Source organism: Duganella vulcania, assembly GCF_009857655.1.
Taxonomy (GTDB): Bacteria; Pseudomonadota; Gammaproteobacteria; order Burkholderiales; family Burkholderiaceae_D; genus Rugamonas; species Rugamonas vulcania.
The window spans coordinates 1-19,194 of the sequence record NZ_WWCX01000063.1 but is presented as its reverse complement, the minus strand read 5'-3'; the positions used below and the strand labels follow the sequence as shown (position 1 = coordinate 19,194).

General features: G+C 65.9%; 17 protein-coding genes and 1 pseudogene. 3 read left to right on the top strand and 15 right to left on the bottom strand.

Annotation, left to right across the window (positions count from 1 at the left end):
• The first annotated feature begins 84 nt into the window (after window positions 1–84).
• Window positions 85–588 carry a P-loop nucleotide/nucleoside kinase family protein gene (locus GTP90_RS25060; protein WP_161086088.1) on the top strand — a complete coding sequence of 168 codons (504 nt, stop codon included), beginning with the start codon at window positions 85–87 and terminating at the stop codon, window positions 586–588.
• Window positions 589–611: 23 nt separating this feature from the next.
• Here GTP90_RS25060 and GTP90_RS25055 read toward each other — a convergent pair whose 3' ends face one another.
• The 5 genes from GTP90_RS25055 to GTP90_RS25035 form a co-directional block, all read right to left on the bottom strand.
• The gene (locus tag GTP90_RS25055) at window positions 612–1,844 is read right to left on the bottom strand and encodes a malic enzyme-like NAD(P)-binding protein (protein WP_161086087.1); all 1,233 of its coding nucleotides are present in this window, start codon (window positions 1,842–1,844) and stop codon (window positions 612–614) included.
• Window positions 1,845–1,935: 91 nt separating this feature from the next.
• On the bottom strand, window positions 1,936–3,228 hold the full coding sequence (locus GTP90_RS25050) for a Glu/Leu/Phe/Val family dehydrogenase (protein ID WP_161086086.1): 1,293 nt from the start codon (window positions 3,226–3,228) through the stop codon (window positions 1,936–1,938).
• A 164-nt stretch (window positions 3,229–3,392) separates the two neighbouring features.
• On the bottom strand, window positions 3,393–4,355 hold the full coding sequence (locus tag GTP90_RS25045; protein WP_161086085.1) for a LysR substrate-binding domain-containing protein: 963 nt from the start codon (window positions 4,353–4,355) through the stop codon (window positions 3,393–3,395).
• A gap of 12 nt (window positions 4,356–4,367) precedes the next feature.
• Window positions 4,368–5,720, bottom strand: coding sequence for an MFS transporter (locus tag GTP90_RS25040; RefSeq protein ID WP_161086084.1), 1,353 nt, complete (start codon window positions 5,718–5,720; stop codon window positions 4,368–4,370).
• 12 nt (window positions 5,721–5,732) lie between these two features.
• On the bottom strand, window positions 5,733–6,203 hold the full coding sequence (locus tag GTP90_RS25035; RefSeq protein WP_161086083.1) for a MarR family winged helix-turn-helix transcriptional regulator: 471 nt from the start codon (window positions 6,201–6,203) through the stop codon (window positions 5,733–5,735).
• 170 nt (window positions 6,204–6,373) lie between these two features.
• Here GTP90_RS25035 and GTP90_RS25030 point away from each other — a divergent pair, with 170 nt between their 5' ends.
• Window positions 6,374–7,579 carry a cation:proton antiporter gene (locus tag GTP90_RS25030; protein WP_161086082.1) on the top strand — a complete coding sequence of 402 codons (1,206 nt, stop codon included), beginning with the start codon at window positions 6,374–6,376 and terminating at the stop codon, window positions 7,577–7,579.
• Between the two features lie 12 nt (window positions 7,580–7,591).
• Complete coding sequence (locus GTP90_RS25025) at window positions 7,592–7,840, top strand: DUF3297 family protein (RefSeq protein ID WP_161086081.1); 249 nt, start codon at window positions 7,592–7,594, stop codon at window positions 7,838–7,840.
• Window positions 7,841–7,912: 72 nt separating this feature from the next.
• Here GTP90_RS25025 and GTP90_RS25020 read toward each other — a convergent pair whose 3' ends face one another.
• From GTP90_RS25020 to GTP90_RS24980, 10 genes and pseudogenes are all read right to left on the bottom strand, one after another.
• On the bottom strand, window positions 7,913–10,918 hold the full coding sequence (locus GTP90_RS25020; RefSeq protein WP_161086080.1) for a TonB-dependent receptor: 3,006 nt from the start codon (window positions 10,916–10,918) through the stop codon (window positions 7,913–7,915).
• 127 nt (window positions 10,919–11,045) lie between these two features.
• Complete coding sequence (locus GTP90_RS25015) at window positions 11,046–13,076, bottom strand: glucosidase family protein (protein ID WP_161086079.1); 2,031 nt, start codon at window positions 13,074–13,076, stop codon at window positions 11,046–11,048.
• Between the two features lie 10 nt (window positions 13,077–13,086).
• Entirely contained in the window at window positions 13,087–15,054 is a 1,968-nt protein-coding gene (locus GTP90_RS25010; protein ID WP_161086078.1) for a glycoside hydrolase family 97 protein, read from the bottom strand.
• 64 nt (window positions 15,055–15,118) lie between these two features.
• Window positions 15,119–16,084, bottom strand: coding sequence for a LysR family transcriptional regulator (locus GTP90_RS25005; protein ID WP_161086077.1), 966 nt, complete (start codon window positions 16,082–16,084; stop codon window positions 15,119–15,121).
• Complete coding sequence (locus GTP90_RS25000) at window positions 16,081–16,284, bottom strand: hypothetical protein (protein WP_161086076.1); 204 nt, start codon at window positions 16,282–16,284, stop codon at window positions 16,081–16,083. Before GTP90_RS25000 ends, GTP90_RS25005 begins: the two co-directional genes overlap by 4 nt.
• 18 nt (window positions 16,285–16,302) lie before the next feature.
• Window positions 16,303–16,494 carry a hypothetical protein gene (locus GTP90_RS36485; RefSeq protein ID WP_175001269.1) on the bottom strand — a complete coding sequence of 64 codons (192 nt, stop codon included), beginning with the start codon at window positions 16,492–16,494 and terminating at the stop codon, window positions 16,303–16,305.
• Between the two features lie 118 nt (window positions 16,495–16,612).
• Window positions 16,613–17,854: an MFS transporter gene (locus tag GTP90_RS24995; protein ID WP_161086075.1), complete on the bottom strand. Its 1,242-nt coding sequence runs from the start codon at window positions 17,852–17,854 to the stop codon at window positions 16,613–16,615.
• A complete protein-coding gene (locus GTP90_RS24990) occupies window positions 17,847–18,164 on the bottom strand; it encodes a hypothetical protein (RefSeq protein ID WP_161086074.1) in 318 nt (105 codons plus the stop codon). Before GTP90_RS24990 ends, GTP90_RS24995 begins: the two co-directional genes overlap by 8 nt.
• A 19-nt stretch (window positions 18,165–18,183) precedes the next feature.
• A complete protein-coding gene (locus GTP90_RS24985; protein ID WP_161086073.1) occupies window positions 18,184–18,738 on the bottom strand; it encodes an RNA polymerase sigma factor in 555 nt (184 codons plus the stop codon).
• 65 nt (window positions 18,739–18,803) lie between these two features.
• Window positions 18,804–19,194, bottom strand: a pseudogene (locus GTP90_RS24980) (SAM-dependent methyltransferase); the annotation flags it as partial.

The window sequence follows — 19,194 nt, the reverse complement described above, 5'->3', positions numbered from 1 at the left end:
GCAGCAACGAAGAAGCCCGCCCTGGAGGCGGGTTTCTTTTTTTGGGAATCTGGTCTCCGGGTTTTTTTAGCCAAGGAGAGTCCGATGAAAACAGAAGTCCCCGAAGTCGCCAACGTCCCGACCCTGCATCTCGTCTGCGGGAAAATCGCGGCCGGCAAATCCACGCTGACCAGCGAGCTGGCGAGCATGCCGAACACGGTGCTGCTCAGCGAAGACAAGCTGCTGGCAGCCCTGTATCCGGGCGAGATCAAGTCGCTGGCCGATTACGTCCGCTGCACTACAAAGCTGCGCGGCGCCTTGCACGGCTTGATCCAGAACATACTGGCTGCCGGCAGTTCGGTGGTGTTGGACTTCCCTGCGAATACGGTCGCGACGCGCGCCTGGATGAAGTCCCTGCTGGACAATACGGCCGCCGCGCACTGCCTGCACTATCTTGATGTCAGCGACGAGGAGTGCAAGCGGCGGCTGAAGCTCCGCAATGAGGAGGGCGCCCACCAGTTCAGCACGAGCGAGGCGGAGTTCGATTCGATTACCCAGTACTTCGTGCCGCCGGCGGACACGGAAGGCTTCAACGTCAAGATGGCGTGAGCCTTGGCGCGCCGCCGGCTTGCTTAGATCAGCGATTCAGCCAGGTCGCGCAGGTCCTCGGCGTATTCCAGTTCGACCAGTTCCTTGCGGGCGACGCCGCTGCGCCAGGCGGCGCTGGCGATCTTCGGCGTGACGCCGCCCAGCAGGCGCGGGTCCAGCAGGCCGGGCACCACGTAGTCCTTGCCGAAGCGGGCGTCGCTGCGTGCGATGTCGGCCAGCGCCACCACGCAGGCGCGCTTCATTTCCTGGTTGATGGTGGAGGCGCCGCAGTCCAGCGCCGCGCGGAACAGGTAAGGGAAGCACAGGGCGTTATTGATCTGGTTCGGATAGTCCGAACGGCCGGTGGCGATGATGGCGTCCGGCGCCACTTCGCGCACCAGTTCCGGACGCAGCTCAGGCTCAGGATTGGCCAGCGTGAAGACGATGGGCTGGGGCTTCATGCGCTGGATGTCCATCGGCGACAGCACGCCGGGACCTGACACGCCGAGGAACACATCGGCGCCCTCCATCACGTCGGACAGCTTGCTGGCGCTGGTGTCCTGCGCCCACGCGGCTTTTTCGCCGTCCAGCGCGCGCGCCGTGGTCAGCACGCCCTTGCTGTCGCAGACGAAGATGTTCCTGCGGCTCGCGCCCAGGTCCACCAGCAGTTCCAGGCAGGCGATGGCCGCCGCGCCGGCGCCGGAGCAGACGATCTTCACGCTGGAGATATCGCGGCCGGTCATTTCGATCGCGTTCAGCATGCCGGCGCCGACCACGATGGCGGTGCCGTGCTGGTCGTCATGGAACACCGGGATCGACAGGCGCTCGCGCAGCTTGCGCTCGATGTAGAAGCATTCCGGCGCCTTGATGTCTTCCAGGTTGATGCCGCCGAAGGTCGGATGTAGCGCGGCGACGATGTCGATCAGCTTATCGGGATCGGTTTCGTCGATCTCGATGTCAAAGGCGTCGATGCCGGCGAATTTTTTAAACAGCACCACTTTGCCTTCCATCACAGGCTTGCCGGCCAGCGCGCCGATGTTGCCCAGGCCGAGCACCGCCGTGCCGTTGGTGATCACGCCCACCAGGTTGCCCTTGGCCGTGTACTCGTAGGCCTTGGCCGGCTCGCGCTGGATTTCCACGCACGGCGCGGCCACGCCAGGCGAGTACGCCAGCGCCAGGTCTTCCTGGGTGGCGACGCTCTTGGTCACTTCGATGGCGATCTTGCCGGCGCTGCCGGCGCGGTGGTAAGCCAGCGCTTTTTGTTCGATGGTGCTCATGGTGTCCTCGTTATTTTATGTGGCTCTGAATGCGAAAAACGCCCGCACGGGCCAAAGCCGGTGCAGGCGCAAACTGCTGGGGATCAGTCGATCATGGATACAGGCCGCGTACTTCGCGGGCCTGCAGCACGCGGGTGCACGCCAGGATGAAGGTGGCGGTACGCAGCGTTACTTTCTTCTCCTGCGACACCGTCCACACGGCGTTGAAGGCGTCCTGCATGATGCGGGTCAGGCGGGCGTTGATCTCGTCCTCGCTCCAGAAGAAGCTGGAGAAGTCCTGCACCCATTCGAAGTACGACACGGTCACGCCGCCGGCGTTGGCCAGCACGTCCGGCACGATCAGCACGTCCTTGTCGGTCAGGATGTCGTCCGCTTCCGGGGTGGTCGGGCCGTTGGCGCCTTCCAGGATGATCTTGGTGCGGATCAGCGGCGCGTTGGCGGCGGTGATCTGCTGTTCCAGCGCGGCCGGAATCAGGATGTCGGACTCGATGCCCCAGAACGCGTCGCGGTCCAGGAAGGCTTCGGCGCCGGCGAAACCGGTCACGCTGCCGCATTCGGCCACGTGCTGGTGCAGGCGTGCCACGTCCAGGCCACCTTGGTGAACCACGGTGCCGGTGTGATCCTGCACGGCGATGACTTTGGAGCCGGCTTCCGCGAACATGGTCGCTGCCACGCCGCCGACGTTGCCGAAGCCCTGGATCGCCACACGAGCGCCTTCGATCGCCACGCCGCGCTTGGCGGCGGCTTCGCGGCCCACCACGAACACGCCGCGGCCGGTCGCTTCGCGGCGGCCCAGCGAGCCGCCCAGCGAGATTGGCTTGCCGGTGACGACGCCGGTCGACAGGTTACCTTCGATCATGGCGTAGGAGTCCATCATCCATGCCATCACCTGTTCGTTGGTGTTGACGTCCGGTGCCGGGATGTCCTTGTTTGGTCCGATGATCAGCGAGATTTCGCTGGTGTAGCGGCGGGTCAGGCGCTGCAGTTCGCCGCGCGACAGGGTCTTCGGATCGACACGGATGCCGCCCTTGGCGCCACCGTATGGAACGTTGACGGCCGCGTTTTTCACGGTCATCCATGCCGACAGTGCCATCACTTCGGACAGGGTCACGTCCTGGTGGAAACGCACGCCGCCTTTACCTGGGCCGCGCGACATGTTGTGCTGGACGCGGTAGCCTTCGTAGTGGGCGATGGAGCCGTCATCGCGCTCGATGGGCACGTCGACGGTCAGGATGCGCTTCGGGCGCTTCAGGGTTTCCACCCAGCGCGACAGGTTGCCCAGGTGCGGGGTGACGCGGTCGATCTGCTGCAGGTAGACGCCCCAAGGGCCGAGGTCTTCTGGATTGAGGTAGGAAGGCAGTGCGTGTGCTTGTACAGTGGTCATGCTCAAGTCTCCGTTGAATTCGTGGCTGAAGGCCGCTCGTGGCGCTCTTCAAGTGGGTCGAATCATAGGACGGGAGATTGAAAACGGGCCAATGCTGTATGCGCATTCGGTTATGCAAAAAATGCATAGTTATGACGCGGCCGGCTTTTTGCTTACCTTTTCGCTTACCTTTCCGAGACTGCGACGCGGCGTTTTCGGCCGCTGTCCTTCTGCTGCCGTTCGAGGAATTCCCACAGCCTTTCGACGATGGCCTTGCCGCGCCGCTGCGCCGACGGGCGCTCGCGGTACAGGCGGATCTCCATCTCGATTTCCCACTCCGAGGCGCCGCCGTCTGCGCGCGCCAGCTGCTTTTGCTTGAGCTCCCGCGTGACCGCCGATTCGGGCAGGAAGGCCACGCCGCGGCCCTCCAGCGCCATCATCTTCAGGCCCTCGGCCATATCGGTCTCGTAGTGCGGGTCCAGGTGCAGCGGGGTTTTTGCGTCGGTCAGGATCAGCTCCACCATGCGGCCCAGGTAGGCGTTGTTGGTGTACGATAAAAACGGCAGCGGCTCCTTCTTGGTGCCGGGCAGCGTGAATTCCGGCGCCTTGTTCTTGTCGCAGCGCGCGTAGGCGCGCAGCGACTCGCGGCCCATCACCAACATGTCGTAGCGGCCCGGATCGAGCTGCACCGGCTGGCGCGGATGGTGGTAGCACAGCAGCAGGTCGCAGCCGCCTTCGACCAGCTGCATCACCGCGTCGTGGACGTTGAGCGCCATCAGGCGGCTGCTGATCGGCGCGAAGTCCTGCTCCAATGCGGTCAGCCATTTCGGCACGAAGGTCAGCGACAGCGTGTGCGGCACCGCCAGGTCGATGCTGGTCTGCGCGGCGGCGCGCTTGGAGCGCAGCATGTCGCGCGCGCCGTTGATCTGCGCCAGCATCTCCAGCGCCTGTTCGTAGAACACGATGCCGGCCGGCGTCAGGCGCGTTGGATACGAGGTGCGGTCGATCAGGTCCGTGCCCAGCCAGTTCTCCAGCGACTGGATGCGGCGCGAGAAGGCGGGCTGCGTCACGTGCCGCAGCGCCGCCGAGCGGCTGAAATTATTGGTCTCGACCAGCGAGATGAAGTCTTCCAGCCATTTGGTTTCCATGCGCTTTTCCTTTTACTGCGGTTGCGGGGCGTTGTCGCTGCTGATGCTGCGGATCGGCGTGAGCAGATACGCCAGCGTCGCGAACACCACCAGTATGATGCCACCGCCGAGGAACAATTGCGACAGCGAGATCACGGTCAGCACCCAGCCTGCGCCGGCGGCCGACAACGGCGCCAGTCCCATGAAGATGAACATGAAGATGCTCATGGCGCGGCCCATCATGTGCGGCGGCACGCGGCGCTGGATCCAGGTGAAGACGTTGATCTGCATGTAGCCGGACAGCAGGCCGAGGCCCAGCATCAGCGCGCAGGCCTGCCACGGCGCCTGCACGGCGCCCAGCGGCATCACCAGCACGCCGGCGATGGCGTCGCCCACCAGCAGCACGGTGCCGAAGCTGGCGAAGCGCAGGCGCGCGCCGGCCATCGCCGCCACGGCCATCCCGAGCAGCATGCCGGCGCCGTTGGCGCCCATCAGCAGGCCGAAGGCGGAGGCGCCGTGCAGCTTCTCGCTGGCCAGCACCGGCAGCGCCACCTGCATCGCGCCGCCGATGAACAGCGACACGGTGCCCCAGTAGATGAAGCACAGGCGCAGCGGCACATCGTTCCACACCATCACCAGGCCGGCGCCGACGGAGCGCAGCACCGATTGCGGCGCTTCGTTGTGCTCCGGCGCTTTCAGTATGCCGACCTTGGACAGGGTCCATGCCGAGACCAGGAAGCTGAGGCAGTCGAAGCCGAACGCGAAGGCCAGGCCGCGCGCGTCGGCCACCACGCCGTCGGCGCCGTTGCCCGATATGGCCAGCAGGCCGGCCGCCAGCAGGGGGCCGATCAGCATCGACACCTGGCGCAATCCCATCAGCACGCCGTTGGCGGCCTGCAGGTGTTCGGCGGCTATCGCCTGCGGCATGATGGAGGTGCCCGATGGGATGCCGAACGCCTGCGCCAGGCCGATGCCGAAGGCCAGCACGTAGATCAGCATCAGCGTCAGGTGCGCGTTCATGTCGATCGTCAGCGTTAGCGATTCGCTCAGCGACAGCGTCAGCGTGGGCTGGTTGTTCAGCACCAGCAGCGTCAGCACGCCGAGCAGCAGGGCGTTGGCGTACTTGCTCAACATGAGCACGCGCTTGGGCGAGTAGCGGTCCACGACGGCGCCGCCGATCAGGATGAAGACCGCGCGCGGTATGCTCATCAGCGCGATGACGAAGCCCAGCGCCAGCGTGTCGCCGGTGAGCTTGAGCACCAGCCAGGGCAGGGCCACCATGGTCAGCTGGTCGCCCAGCATGGAGATCACGCCGCCGCGCAGCAGCCACTTGAAGTTATGGTCGCGCATCAGGGCCGCGCGTTGCCGTTTTTTGGGATCGTCCATGATGGCGGTCTCTCAGGAGTTGGTGGCGTTTATGCCGGCGATGAGCGCGAGCGCCGTGCTCAGTTCATCGAAATGCGCGGTGGGGCAGTTGCGCAGCAGTTCCTTGCTGATCTGCTCCGCCACCGTGACGGCGTTGTTGAGCAGCTCGCGGCCGGTGGCGGTGATGGCGGCGTAGGCCACGCGGGCGTCGCGCGGATCCTGCTGGCGCTCGACCAGGCCGATTTTCTCCAGCGGCAGCAGGGTGCGCGTGACGCCGGACGCGGTCAGGCCCTGGCGCTCGGCCAGGTCAACCCGGCGCAGGCGGCCGCCTGGCGCGCGGTTCAGGTAGTGCAGCAGCATGAAGTCGCCGAAGCTGATGCCGTGGTAGCCGCCCAGCACCTGGTCGAGCCGGCGCACCAGCGTGGCCTGCGCCCGCGCCAGCCGCAGCGCGAATTCCAGGCTGGGACTGATGTCGGCAGGGGTGTCGTTGATGATGTCGCTCATGGTGTACTCCGTTGTCAATTAATTCTTGATAAATGCTTGAGTAAACAAGTATATCTCAACTAATTGCGGATGCAAGAAGTTTTTGTTTTTTCTGCAATGGATACGGTTTAGAATCAGCGCAGCGCAAGCTTCAATTTACTTAAACTACAAAAAAACAGCAGGAGACAAAGATGCATATGGGGACCACCGAGATCTTCCTGATCGCGATGCTGATCATTTTCAGCGTGCCTTACCTGATCTGGCGCCTTGGCGGCACGGACTACTACGCGCCGCTGGTGGTGGTGCAAATCATCGCCGGCATTCTGCTGGGGCCGGGCATCATGGGCCGCGCCTATCCCGAGTACTATAGTTTCGTGTTCAACCCGCAGGTGGTGCAGTCGCTCAACGGCATCGCCTGGTGGGCGGTGATGATCTTCGTGATGATCGCCGGCATCGAGCTGGACCTGAAAAAGGCCTGGGAGCACCGCCGCGAAAGCACCATCACCGCCGGCCTGGCGCTGGGCACGCCGCTGGTGTTCGGCTGCGTGGCCGCGCTGGGGCTGCTCGGCTACGCCGGCTGGATGGGGCCGAAGGCGCACAGCTGGCAGTTCGTGCTGGGCGTGGGCATGGCCTGCGCCGTCACCGCGCTGCCGATCCTGATCCTGCTGATGGAGAAGCTGGAGATCCTGCGCCAGCCGATCGGCCAGCGCATCCTGCGCTACGCCAGCCTGGACGACATCGCCATCTGGGGCGTGCTGGCGGTGATCCTGCTGGACTGGGACCGCGTCGGCCGCCAGGTTGGCTTCCTGCTGGTGTTCGCGGTGGCGACCAAGCTGTTCCGCATGATGATGGTGCGGCTGGAGGAGCGAGACCGCTGGTACGTGTCCTTCATCTGGCTGGCGGCGTGCGCCCTCGCGGCCGACTGGGCCGGCCTGCACTTCATGGTCGGCGCCTTCCTGGCCGGCGCGGTGATGGATGCCGAATGGTTCAACCAGGAGAAGATGGACTTCCTGCGCGCCAACGTGTTGATGGCGGTGATGCCGGTGTTCTTCCTCAGCACCGGCCTGCGCACCAATTGGGCGTTGGGCGGGTCGGCCGTGTTCCTCGTGGCGGCGTTGCTGCTGGTGGCCTCGGTCAGCGGCAAGCTGGCCGGCATCCATATCGCCGGCAAGATCCTGAAGTGGGGCCCGGGCGAGGCGTCCATCATCGGCTGGCTGCTGCAGACCAAGGCCCTGATCATGATCATTTTTGTCAACATTTTGCTCGACAAGCAGATCATCACCAGCGAGACCTTCACGGCGCTGCTGCTGATGGCCATCGGCAGCACGATGCTGACGGTGCCGATGGTGTACCCGAAATTGCAACGGGTCGCGCAGCTGATCTTCAAAACCAGCTGATATAATTGCGGGATGAACGATACTACTCAACTCCCTCCGCTGCCGGATCGCCTGTCGATCGACCCGCGCAGCAAATTCCACGTTGCCGCCGTGTTCGAACACGAAGTGGGCATCCGTTTTAACGATAAAGAACGCCTGGACGTTGATGAGTACTGCATCAGCGAAGGCTGGATCAAGGTCCCGGCCGGCAAAAGCCTGGACCGTAAGGGCAACCCGATGCTGATCAAGCTGAAGGGCAAAGTCGAAGCGTTCTATCGTTAATTCAACCGTCGTAATACAAAAACCACCCGCCTGAACTTGTTCAACGCGGGTGGTTTTTTTTCGTGCCTACGGTCAGAACTTGTAGTTGTACTCCGCCGTGAAGCGCACCTGCCGCTCAGGCGAACGGCCCAGCACCTGGTTGTAGTACGGGCTGATGGTATCCGCGCCCGAGTTGTAGACCGGCTGCGTGGCCAGGTCGGTTTGCTTGTTGAACAGGTTGAACACGTCGGCCTTCAAGGTCAGGCCCTTGAGCCAGCGCGGCATGTAGGTCGCGTTCAACGCCAGCCGCACGTCGGTCGGCAGCGTGCCCACCGAGCCGCGCGGCGTCAGCTGCTCGTCGCAATAGAAGGTCGCGGCGCCATACCAGCCGGCCGGGTTGTTGTTGACGTTGAGCGCCTTGGGCAGGTTGCCGATGCAGGACTTCGGCGCGCCGGTGGCGACGTTGAGGTTCGCGCCCAGGCGCCATTCCGGCGTCAGCTCGTAGTAGCCATACGCCTTGAGCACATGCGTGTGGTTGTTGGGCAGCAGGCCGTTCGCGCCGGTCATCAGTTCCGGATAGTCGAAGGCGGTGGTGGCGGCCAGGTCGGCCTGGCCGATGTCCGACGCCACCTGGCCTTCCATGTTGCCCCGGCTGCGCGACCAGGTGTAATTGACCTTGCCGTACCAGCCGTTGCGCAGCGGGTGCTCGAGGAAGAAGTCCAGCGCCGTGTAGATGCGCTCCACCTTCGGCAGGCCCATGTCCTCGGCCGACAGCGGCACCGTCACCAGCTTGCCGTCGCCGCGCAGGTCCAGTTCCAGCGTGTTGTCGCGGCCCGGATTGACCAGCAGGCAGGGCATGCTGTACTTGCTGGCGTTGACGTTGTTGCGGCGCGCCCAGGCGTCCACCGGACGCTGGTCGCACCAGTCCTCGATGGTGTTGCGCAGCGTGCGGTAGGTGAACTTGGCGCCGCCGTTGAAGGACGGCGTCAGCGCCGCTTCGAAGCCCAGCGCCAGTTCGTCCTGGTAGGTCGCCCCGAGGGAGCTGGCCGCCACCTGGTGCGGATCCTTGGCCTGGCCGTACTCGTTACCGGCGGAGAAGGGCGGGCTGATCTCGGTCAGGCCGGTCGGCGCGCCGGTCTTGGCATCGACGCCGGTGTAGGTGAAGTAGTGGTCGATGTGGACCGGGTTGCCCGCCAGGCGCAGCGCCACGCTGGTGGGGATCTGCAGGTGGTAGCGGCCGGCGTTGGCGAACAGTTTCAGGCTGCTGTCGCCGCGCATGTCCCACGACGCGCCCAGGCGCGGCGCCAGCATGTGGCGCTGCTCCGCATACGGCACGCCGAAGCTGTTCTTGTTGGTGAACTGCTCGTTGCGCAGGCCAAGGTCCAGCAGCAGCCGGTCGGTGATCTGCCAGCGGTCCTGCAGGTACTGCGCGCTCTGGTCGGTCTTCGGCGAGGCCGAGTCGCTCTGGTGATATTCGTCCACGTAGTAGCCCTGCGTGCCGTAGCCGCCGCCGGATGCCGGCGAGCGTCCGCCCGGCACCGCCGCATTTGGATTGGACGAGCGGAAGTAGATCCAGCTGCCGCCGCCCGCCAGCGAGGAGCCGTTGATGGACGAGACGTTGTTGCGGTCAAGGCCGGCGCGCAGCGCGTGGTCGCCCAGCTTGTACTCGACGTCCAGGCGCAGCGTGGATTGCTTGTCCTCCGCGTTCTCGACCTGCATGGTGCCGCCGATCGGTTGCGGGTTGTTGTAGCTCAGCCCCGGCACCTGCGCGTGCGCCGGCGCGCTGACCTGGTACACGCCCGGCACATAGCCCTCCACGCTTTGCGGATAGGTCGACTTGAAGCGGCCCGCCAGCGCCGTCACGGTCAGGCGGTCGGTCAGGAAGCCGGTGTATTTCAGGATCGAGTCGTTGGTGATGGCGCCGTCGCCCGTCACGCCGTCGGCGCGCGTGCTGTTGCGCTGTAGCGTGCCGTAGTCGAAGCCGTAGTTCTGCTGCGTCTTCTTGTACTCGTCGTGGATCTGGGTGAATTCCAGGCGGTGGTCGTCGTTGATGTTGTAATCGAGTTTGACCAGGTAGCGCGGCGTGTGGGTATCGCGCTCGGTCCAGCCGTTGGTCTTGTTGGTCGAGTCGGAGTCCTTGCTGATGTAGCCGGAGGTGAAGCGGTCCTGCTCCACGTTGGCGAACACGAACAGCTTGTCCTTGATCAGCGGGCCGCCGACATAGGCGCTGCCGAAGACGTCGGTGGCGGTGTTCGAGCCGCGGTAGGTCAGCAGCTTGCCGTCGGTGGCCGGGTTGGCGCCGGTTTGCGGATAGTAGGTGTCTTCCGGTTTGGCGCGCAGCTTGTTGGGCGTGTACTGCAGCACCGCGCCGGCTTCCCAGCGGTTGGTGCCGCTCTTGGTGGTGATGTTGACCACGCCGCCGGTGGAGCGGCCGAATTCCGCGCTGTAGCCGCCCTGCAGGATCTGCGCCTGCGCGATGGCGAAGAACGGCAGCGTGGTCGAGCCGATCTGCTTGTACACATTCGTGACCGGGAAGCCGTTGATGTAGTACGAGTTCTCCGACACGCCGGCGCCGCCGAAGCTGTCGCCGCCGATGCGCGGATTGCCGCGCGTGGTGCCGGGCGCCAGCTGGATGATGCCCGACAGGCTTTGCGCCACGGGCAGCGCCTGCAGTTCGCTCGCGGTGAACACGGCGCCGTTGTTGGTGTTGCTGACGTCGATGGTGCGGCGCCTGGTGGTGACGGTGACCGCCTGCACGGCGTCGAACGAGGCTTCGACGCCCTGGCCGATCAAGGCTTCCACGTCCAGCGTGCGTTCGACTTCGCCGCCGCGCATCAGCATGACCTTGTAGCTGCCGGGCTGCATGGAGGTGGCCTGATAGCGTCCGCTGGCGTCCGGGTGGACGGTGCGGCGCGCGCCGGTGGCCGTGTTCTCCAGCACCACGCTGGCGCCATTGGCGTTGGCGATCTGGCCGAAGATGGTGCCGGTGGCGTTGGACTGCGCGTAGGCCGGTGCGGACAGGCTGCCCGAAAGCAGGACGCCGCCGAATGCCAGCGCGAGGGCGTGGGCTACAACGGTCATCCGGATGGGGTTCTTCATGATGTCTCCTTATCGTTTTTATGATGATGGCCGGCTGCCGTGGGCAGCCGGCTGAGACATACTAGGCAAGGAGGGGTTTGCGATCTAATGAATCTTTAGCGACTACCATTGCTGGAAACGATATATATCAATCGGGCAGCGTGACCTGCAACGGCGCCTTGCCGTCCCACGCTCGGTCGAGCAGGGTCTTGCCGTCGAGGCGCACCAGCACGCGCTGCGTTGGCTGTCCCGGCTGCGTTGTTTTAACGCGCGTGGTGGCCAGCTCCAGTCCCTCGCCCTGTTCGCCCGCGCCGAACGCACGTATGCGCCGCAAGGCCATGCGCGGCCAGCCCTTGGGCAGTCGTGGTGCGAAGCTGAAGCTGCGCAAACCGGTCGGCTCGATGCCGAACAGGCCCTCGGTCATCACCCGCGCATACAGGCCGCTCTCCGCCGACAGGTGGCGCTGCTGTCCCTCCGGCCATGCCTCCACCGCATACGGCACGTGTTCTCCCAGCAGGCGGCGGCCGGAGTAGTAGCGCAGGTAGGGCATGGTGCGTTCCAGCTCGCCCGCCTTCAGCAGGCCGCGCAAGGCGTACAACGTTGCGCGGTCCCAGAAGGTCTTGTCGCCGGCCTCGGTCAGCACACCGTTTTCCGACCACAGTTGCGGCGACAGCAGCGCGTCGATGGTGCCGCGCTGGCGTTCCGTGATGCCGAGCGCCAGCGGCAGCGCGATCCATGCGCGCAGCTTGTCGTTGCCGGCGTAGTAGCGGTAGGTGTCGTAACCACCGATGCTGGCGCCGAAGTAGCGCTCGATGGCGGCGCGTTGTTCCTGCGCCTCGTGCTGCAACGCTGCCGCGCGCTGCGGGTCGCCCAGCGCGGCGTTCAGGCGCGCGCCGCCGGTCAGGCCGCCGTAGGCCAGCACGTTGGTCGACAGGTTGGCTTTGCCGGCCGGGAAGCGGCCTTCCAGTTCGTCGCTGTCGGAATGGACGATACCGTCGGCGTCGCGCTGGCGGCGGGTGAATTCCAGGCACCAGTTGATCAATGGCAGCAGCTGGCGCGCGGTGCCGGCATCGCCTTGCGCGAGGGCGAACTGGCTGGCGCCGTAGGAGATCATGGCGCAGTCGCCACGGTCGCCGGCGCCGTTCCAGTAGCTGCGGCCCTCGGCGACGATGGAGGAGGGCAGCGGCTTGTATTCGGCATTCATGTAGCGGGCGAACAGGCCGAAGCTGGTGACGGCGCTTTGCACGGCGGCGCGGTCGCCCAGGTAGGGGAAGAAGGGATTGACGTATTCCGCCTGGTCGTTGGCCCACACGGCGGCGTAGTAGCGCGTGCCGCCCGGGCCGTGCAGCAGGCCGCCGCGCGTGGCGAACACGCTTTCGGCGGCGCGCACCTTGGAGAAGGCGAACATGGCGTCGAGCACCGGGTCCGGCGTTTCCAGCACCAGCTCATCGCGCCATTGTGCGACCTTGCGGGCGCGTGCCTGCAGGGCTTCTTCGCCGTCGACGTAGACCATTTCGTTTTGCAGGCGGCCGCTGATGATCACGTCCACGTGCGTGCGCGCGCCGGGCGCCAGTGTGCCTTCGCGCGCGGGGGAGCGCACCTCGATCACATAGGCGCCGTGCGTGCCGCGTTCGGCGGGCGTGGTCTCGCTGGTGGCCAGCGCGGCGAAGCTGTAGCGGCGGGCGGTCTTGCCGTTGTTGACCAGTTCCAGGCGTTCCACCAGCGCCGGTTCGTCCGGCGATGGCGTCAGGGTGCGGGTCAGCAGCAGGCCAGGCGCCAGCTGGGATTGCAGCGCGAGGCGGCCGTCGAAGCGTACCTGCCGCAGCTGCTCGGCGGCGGCGGGGGCGCCGTCGATGGCGATGGCGGGCGTGGCTTCGGGGCCGAACTTGCGTATCAGGCTGGCGTGCGTGTCGTCGGGGATGGTGCGCAGCATCGGCCACACCACGGTGCGCGACAGCAGCAGCGTGCCGTCGACCTGGCTGCCGTAGTCGATCACCGCCGATACCTGCCGGCCGCTCATCTCCAGTTGGTCGCGATGGGCGTCGGCGACCTGCCAGCGGATGGCATTGCCGTCGATCTGCCAGCGCGGCGTGAAGGCCGGCGGCGCGGCTTGCGCCAGGCTGGCCGCGAACAGTGCCGCGGCCAGAGCGACGGCGCGTGTGCGTAAAGTCATGTGCATGCTGCTCTCCTTATTGCGCGGGCTTGGCGGGGCGGATGATGGCGGCCCAGCCGCCGCCTGGCGCCAGCTGCATGGTCAGGCGGCTGGCGCGGGTGACGCTGGCGCTGCCGGCCTGCACGTCGGTGGCGAAGATGGCGGCGTTCGGGCCGTCCTCCATGCTGCTCATCTGGTAGCTGCCTTCGCCGAGGAAGGACAGGTCGAGCGCCAGTTCGCGGCCGTCGGCGCCGGTCATCGCGCCCACATACCAGGTGTCGCCGTGGCGGCGCGCCATTGCCACGTAATGGCCCAGGTCCGCGTGCAGCACGCGGCTTTCGTCCCACTCCACCGGCACCTGGCGGATGAAGTCCAGCGACGACGGATTGGCGCGGTATTGCGACGGGCTGTCGGCCAGCATCTGCAGCGGGCTTTCGTACACCACGTACATCGCCAGCTGGTGCGCGCGCGTGCCCTGGCTCATCGGCCGGTCGAAGCTGGCCACGAAGTCCTTGCGGTGGGCGTTGCTCATGGCGCCCGGCGTGTAGTCCATCGGCCCGGCGAACATGCGGATGAAGGGGATGGTCACGTCATGTTCCGGCGTCTGCTTGTCGGTCCACTTGTCGTTCTCCAGTCCTTTCACGCCCTCGAAGGTGAGCACGTTCGGCCAGGTGCGCTGCAATCCGCTGGGCTTGAAGCTGCCGTGGAAGTCCACCAGCAGGTGGCGCGCCGCCGCCTCGCGCGCCACGCGTTCGTAGTAGTTCACCATCCACTGGTCGGCGCGCTGCATGAAGTCGACCTTGATGCCGGCCGCGCCCCAGCGCGCGAACTGGTCCAGCGCTGGTTTCATCTGCGTGTCCAGCGTCTTCCAGGACACCCACAGGATGATGCCCACGCCGCGCTCCTTGGCGTGCGCCATCAGCGCCGGCATGTCGATCGCCGGCTTGACCGCCAGCAGGTCACCCAGCACATACCAGCCTTCGTCCATGATGATGTATTCGAGGCCGTTCTCCGCCGCGAAGTCGATGTAGTGGCGGTAGGTGCGCGTGTCGATGCCGGCCTTGAACGGCACGTTGTACAGGTGGTTGCCGTTGTACCAGTCCCACGCCACCTTGCCCGGCTTGATCCACCCGGTCTGCTTCAGTTCCTGCGCGTCGGCCAGCAGGTAGGGCATCTGGTTGGTCAGCAGGCCGCCGGCTTCGGCGGCGATGCCCAGGATACGCCACGGGTAGGCGCGCGTGCCTTCGGTGCGCGCGATGTAGGGCGCCTCCTGCGTCACCGGCACGTTGCGGTCGTCGCGCGCGGTGTCGGCCAGCGCCACTTTCGGGAACACGGCGCGCAGGCCGTCCGCCTCGCCGTGCAGGTACATGCCGGGATAGTCGCGCAGCCCGGATTCGGTCAGCACCAGGTGGGCGCCGCCGCCGCGCACCAGCGCCGGCACGCCGACCAGCTTCCCGGCCGCCTCGCTCACGGCCAGCGTCTGGTAATAGTGCTCGTTATGCGACTGCATGGACTTCTCCTGCGGCCAGTACAACGTGTCCTGCGGCCGCACGTGCACGCCCGCCAGTTCGTCCTCCACCGTCACCTGGCCTGGCAGCGCGGTGCGGAAGCGGTAGGCGATGCCTTCGTCGTAGGCGCGCACCTCCAGCGTGTAGCCGCCGGCGAAATCCAGCTTCAGCGCGTTGTAGTGGTCGCGCACCTCGCGCGACTTCTGCGCCACCACCGGCCGCACCGAAGTGTCGATGCTGTGGCGCTGCTGGCCGGTCAGGCGCGGGTGCTCGCCCAGCGTGCCGATGCCGCTCAGTTTGAGGCCGATGGGCGTGGGCAGCACCAGCTGGGTGTCGCGCAGGCTGACCGCGAGCGTGAGCTGGTCGCCGGTGGCGATGGTCACGCGCAGCTGGCGGTCGGGCGAGCTCAGTTCCAGCGGGGTGGCCGCGTGGCTGGCCAGCGGGGCGATGAGAAGCAGCGCGCCGGCCAGGCGGCGCGCGAGGGATGGATGGTTCAAGGCGGGTCTCCGTAGGTGTTTGGGCCATGCTAATCGCGGCGGGCGATAGCCGTCCATTCACCTTTTATGCTGCTGCCATATCCAACGCGGTATGGCTGGCGATGGCCTGGCGCCTTATCGCCTGCAGCAGCAGTTCGGCGCCCGGCGACAGCAGCCGGTCGCGCCGGCGGATGATGCCGAAGGGGTCCATCTGGCACGCCAGCTCGATCGGCAGCACCGCCAGCAGGCCCAGCTCCCGGTAGTGCTGCGCGACGTCGGCCGACATCACATTGAGCGCGTCGCTCATCTGCAGCATGCTGGTGATCAGCACGATCTCGCTGGTGTCGACCACGTCGCTCGGCGGCTCCAGGCCGGCGTTGTGGAACAGCTGCTCGAAGCGCAGGCGCAGGATGCTGCCGGTGGGCGGCATGATCCACGGCGCCAGCGCCAGCTCGCGCAGGTTGAGGTGGACGCGCCCGGCCAGCGGATGGCCGGCGCGCGCCACCACCACCACCGGCTCGGCGCCCAGTTCCTCGTACTGCAGGTCGGCGCTGTCCGGCTGGCTGGTCATGCGCGCCAGCAGGAAGTCGAAGGCGCCGCGCTGCAGGCGGTCCAGCAGTACGGTGCTCGATTCGATCTGCACGCCGATGCGCAGTTGCGGCGCGTGCTGCTTGACGCGCGTGATCGCTTGCGGCAGCAGCCGCATGGCCGGCGTCATGATGCTGCCGACGTCGACCTGGCCCGCCAGCCCGGACCTGAGCGCGACGATGTCCTCGTGCGCGCGCGCCAGGCTGGTGAGCGCCATGCGCGCGTGGCGGATCATGCTTTCGCCGTAGATGGTGGGCTCCATGCCGCGCGGCAGGCGCTCGAACAGCGCGATGCCCAACATATCCTCGAGCTCCTTGAGCTGCTTGGAGGCGGCCGGCTGGGTCATGCACAGCACCTCGGAGGCGCGGCTGAGCGTGCGCTCGTCGTCGAGCGCGATCAGCAGCAACAGCTGCCGGGTCTTGAGCCGCGCGCGCAGGAACCAGTTGGGATTGGGCGCGTTCATGCCGGCGTGCGCTTTGTCGATTTTGTCATGGCATCTCCCTTATCGTTATGGAAAAAAGTATAGGGGTGGGGCCATACCCGATCAATGACGCAATCGAGGGGATTGATAACGAAATCGGCATAGTCGCCGGCGTGGCGTTCAAATGCGAAAACGGCCCGGCCGAAAAATCGACCGGGCCGTTCCGCATCCGGGCTCGCCATGCCAGGCGCCGCTTGTTGTTAGCGCGCCGGTTGTTCTCCGCGCAACTTGTCCAGCATTTGCAAGGTCGCCGGCAGCAGGTTCATGATGCCGTGGTAGGCGCAGTATTCACAAAATGCTTCTTCCGGACTCATGGCGGTGATGCTGGCGTCCGAGTGGCCGCGGCGGCGCAGTGCGCGTAAGCAGGCTGCGTCCATATTCCTGGCGTTCATGCGCTGATTCCCTTTCGATTTATATGGTTGAGGGGTGGTACCAGCGCAATTATATGCTCAAAATAATGCCTTGTGGCAACTAAATTGGATTTTCTTAATTATCGGAAGCACTATGCTATCAGGCCGCCGGCTGCGGCACGGCGGCCGCCCGGGTGTCGCGGTGCAGCCGCCACAACAGGGCCAGGCCGACCAGCGAGGTGCCGACCATCACATAGCCGATGTGATTGAAGTGCTGCAGCTGGCCGCCCGCGCTTTGCGTGACGATGTGGCCGGCCACCACCGAGGCCAGGCCGCCCGACAGCTGCTGCACCGAGGCGCTGATGGCGTTGAACGAGCCGCGCTGGGTCTGCGCCGGCACCGTCGAGACGATGGCCTGGAACGGGATCATGCGCGAGAAGATGCCGATGAACATCACCGTGTTGATGACGATGAGCACCGGCAGCGAGGTCGGGCCCAGGTTGGTGTAGATCAGCACCATGGTGATGGTCAGCGCGGTGCCGAACATGAACACGCGGAACTTGCCGACCGCGTCGGCCACCTTGCCGATCAGCGGGCCGACGAAGATGGTGCACAGGCCGGTGACCAGGTAGACCGTCGGCAGGTGCTGCAGGTCGATGCCCAGGTTGTTGACCACATAGGCGCTGCTGAACGGCATCAGCATGAAGCCGCCGGTGGTCAGCAGCGCGGTAGTGGCAAAGGCCAGCAGGTAGCGCCGCTCGGTCACGGTGTGGAACAGGTGCATCCAGGCGCTGTGCTCCTGCGGCTTGCCCAGGTGGGCGTCGACCGGCTGCAGGCGCCACGCCACCAGCAGGCCGCCGGCCAGCCCGAGGGCGGCCATGGCGGTGAACGGCACGTGCCAGTTCCACTGGTTGGACAGGTAGATGCCGACCGGGATGCCCAGCACCTGGCTGGCGGCGAAGGCGGTCTGGATCAGGCCCATGACGCGGCCGCGCTGTTGCGGCACGAACAGGTCGGTGGCGATCGCCAGCACGACCGAGCCGATCACGCCGCCGAACAGGCCGGTGACGATGCGCGCCGCCAGCAGCGATTCATAACTCTGCGCCAGGCCGCACCACAGCGTGCCCAGCACGAAGCCGGCGTAGAAGAACAGCAGCAGCTGCTTGCGGTCGAAGCGGTCGGCGAAACCGGCCGTCAGCAGGCCCGACGCGGCCGCGCTGAAGGCGTAGGCCGAGACCACCAGGCCGAATTGCTGGGGGCCGATGTGCAGGGCCGGCATGATGACCGCGCCCAGCGGCGACATCAGCATGAAATCGAGGATGACGGCGAATTGCAGGAAGGCCAGCATCGCCACCACGGTTTTTTGATAGCCGGTGAACGGCGTTGGGACGTGTTTAGTCATGTGTCGTTTCTTTGTGGGGACGGCAGTAGGCGCTGCGGTCCTTGTGGAATTGTGCGCGCTCTTCGGGCGTCATGGCCTGCCAGCGCTGCCAGCGTTCGCGCCCGCCGTGGAAGCCGCCGCCGTGCCGCCCGCGGAAGCCGCCGAACAGGATACGGCACAATACCAGCAGACCGAGCGCGCGCCAATAATCGATTTGCATGCTGCCGGCGAACACCCCGGGCATGACCCAGTTCCACAGCATCATCACGACCCAGGCCAGCAAGGCCACCCCCAGCAGGATGATGGGCAAAAACAGCAGCTTTCTTTTCATTTCAGATTCTCCTTTCGTTTCATTCGTTGCCGTACAGGGTTTGCAAGCGCGTGCGCAGGTACAGGACCGCGTAGCGTTTGCGCGCCAACAGGGTGTTGATCGATACGCCGCTTTGCGCGGCCATTTCCTTGAAGCTCACGCCATCCAGCTCGTGCGCGACGAACACCTCGCGCTGGTTGGCCGGCAGTTCCTCCAGCGCCGTTTGCAGTTCCTCCAGCAGCGTGGCGCGGGCATAGGCGTCCTCCGGGGTGCCGTCCACCGACGGCAGCAGCAGGTCCAGCCGGCAGTCGTCGCCGTCGTCGTCGCAGGCCAGGTCGTCGAGGCGCACTTCCTTCTTCTTGCGGAAGCGGTCGATGATGCGGTTGCGCGCCACCCGGAACAGCCAGGCGCTGGCCTGCTCGATCGGCTCCGGCAGGCGGTAGGCCTGGACGAATTCGTAGAACACGTCTTGCAGGATATCGTCGGCGTCGGTCGGGTCGCTGACGCGGCGCCGGATAAAATTCCCGAGGCGCGAGCGCTCGCGCAGCACGGTCGCGGCGATGTCCTGTTCGGTGGTTGAATTCGGTGGTGTCATGTCGTTGTAGACGGTCCACGGCTGCGCTTATTGTGGCAAATTGCAAATAATTTCAACGCCGCCCATCAGCGCGCGCCGGCGCGGATGTCCCACAGGGCGGCGGTGTAGCGCACCTGGTCGCCGTAGACGAAGGGCTCGAAGGCCGCGCGGGCCACGTCGGCCACTTGCTGGCGGGTGGGTTCGTCGGCCGTCTGCAGCAGCCTGCCGACGGGGCCCATGTGGGTGATGTAGTGCAGCAGGTCCGGCTCGGGGAAGCTGCAGGCCACATCGAGCGGTGCGATGTCGACGTCGCGCCAGCCGCCTTGCTCGAGTATCGCCTGCACGCGGGCGCGGTTGGCGAAGCCGAACTGGCCCGGTTCGTCCGGCACGCGCGCCGGCAGCTGGGGCAGCAGGGCGGCCGCGCTGCGCTCGGCGGCGGTCATGAAGGGATTGTCTTCCGGGGCGCGCCAGGCGATG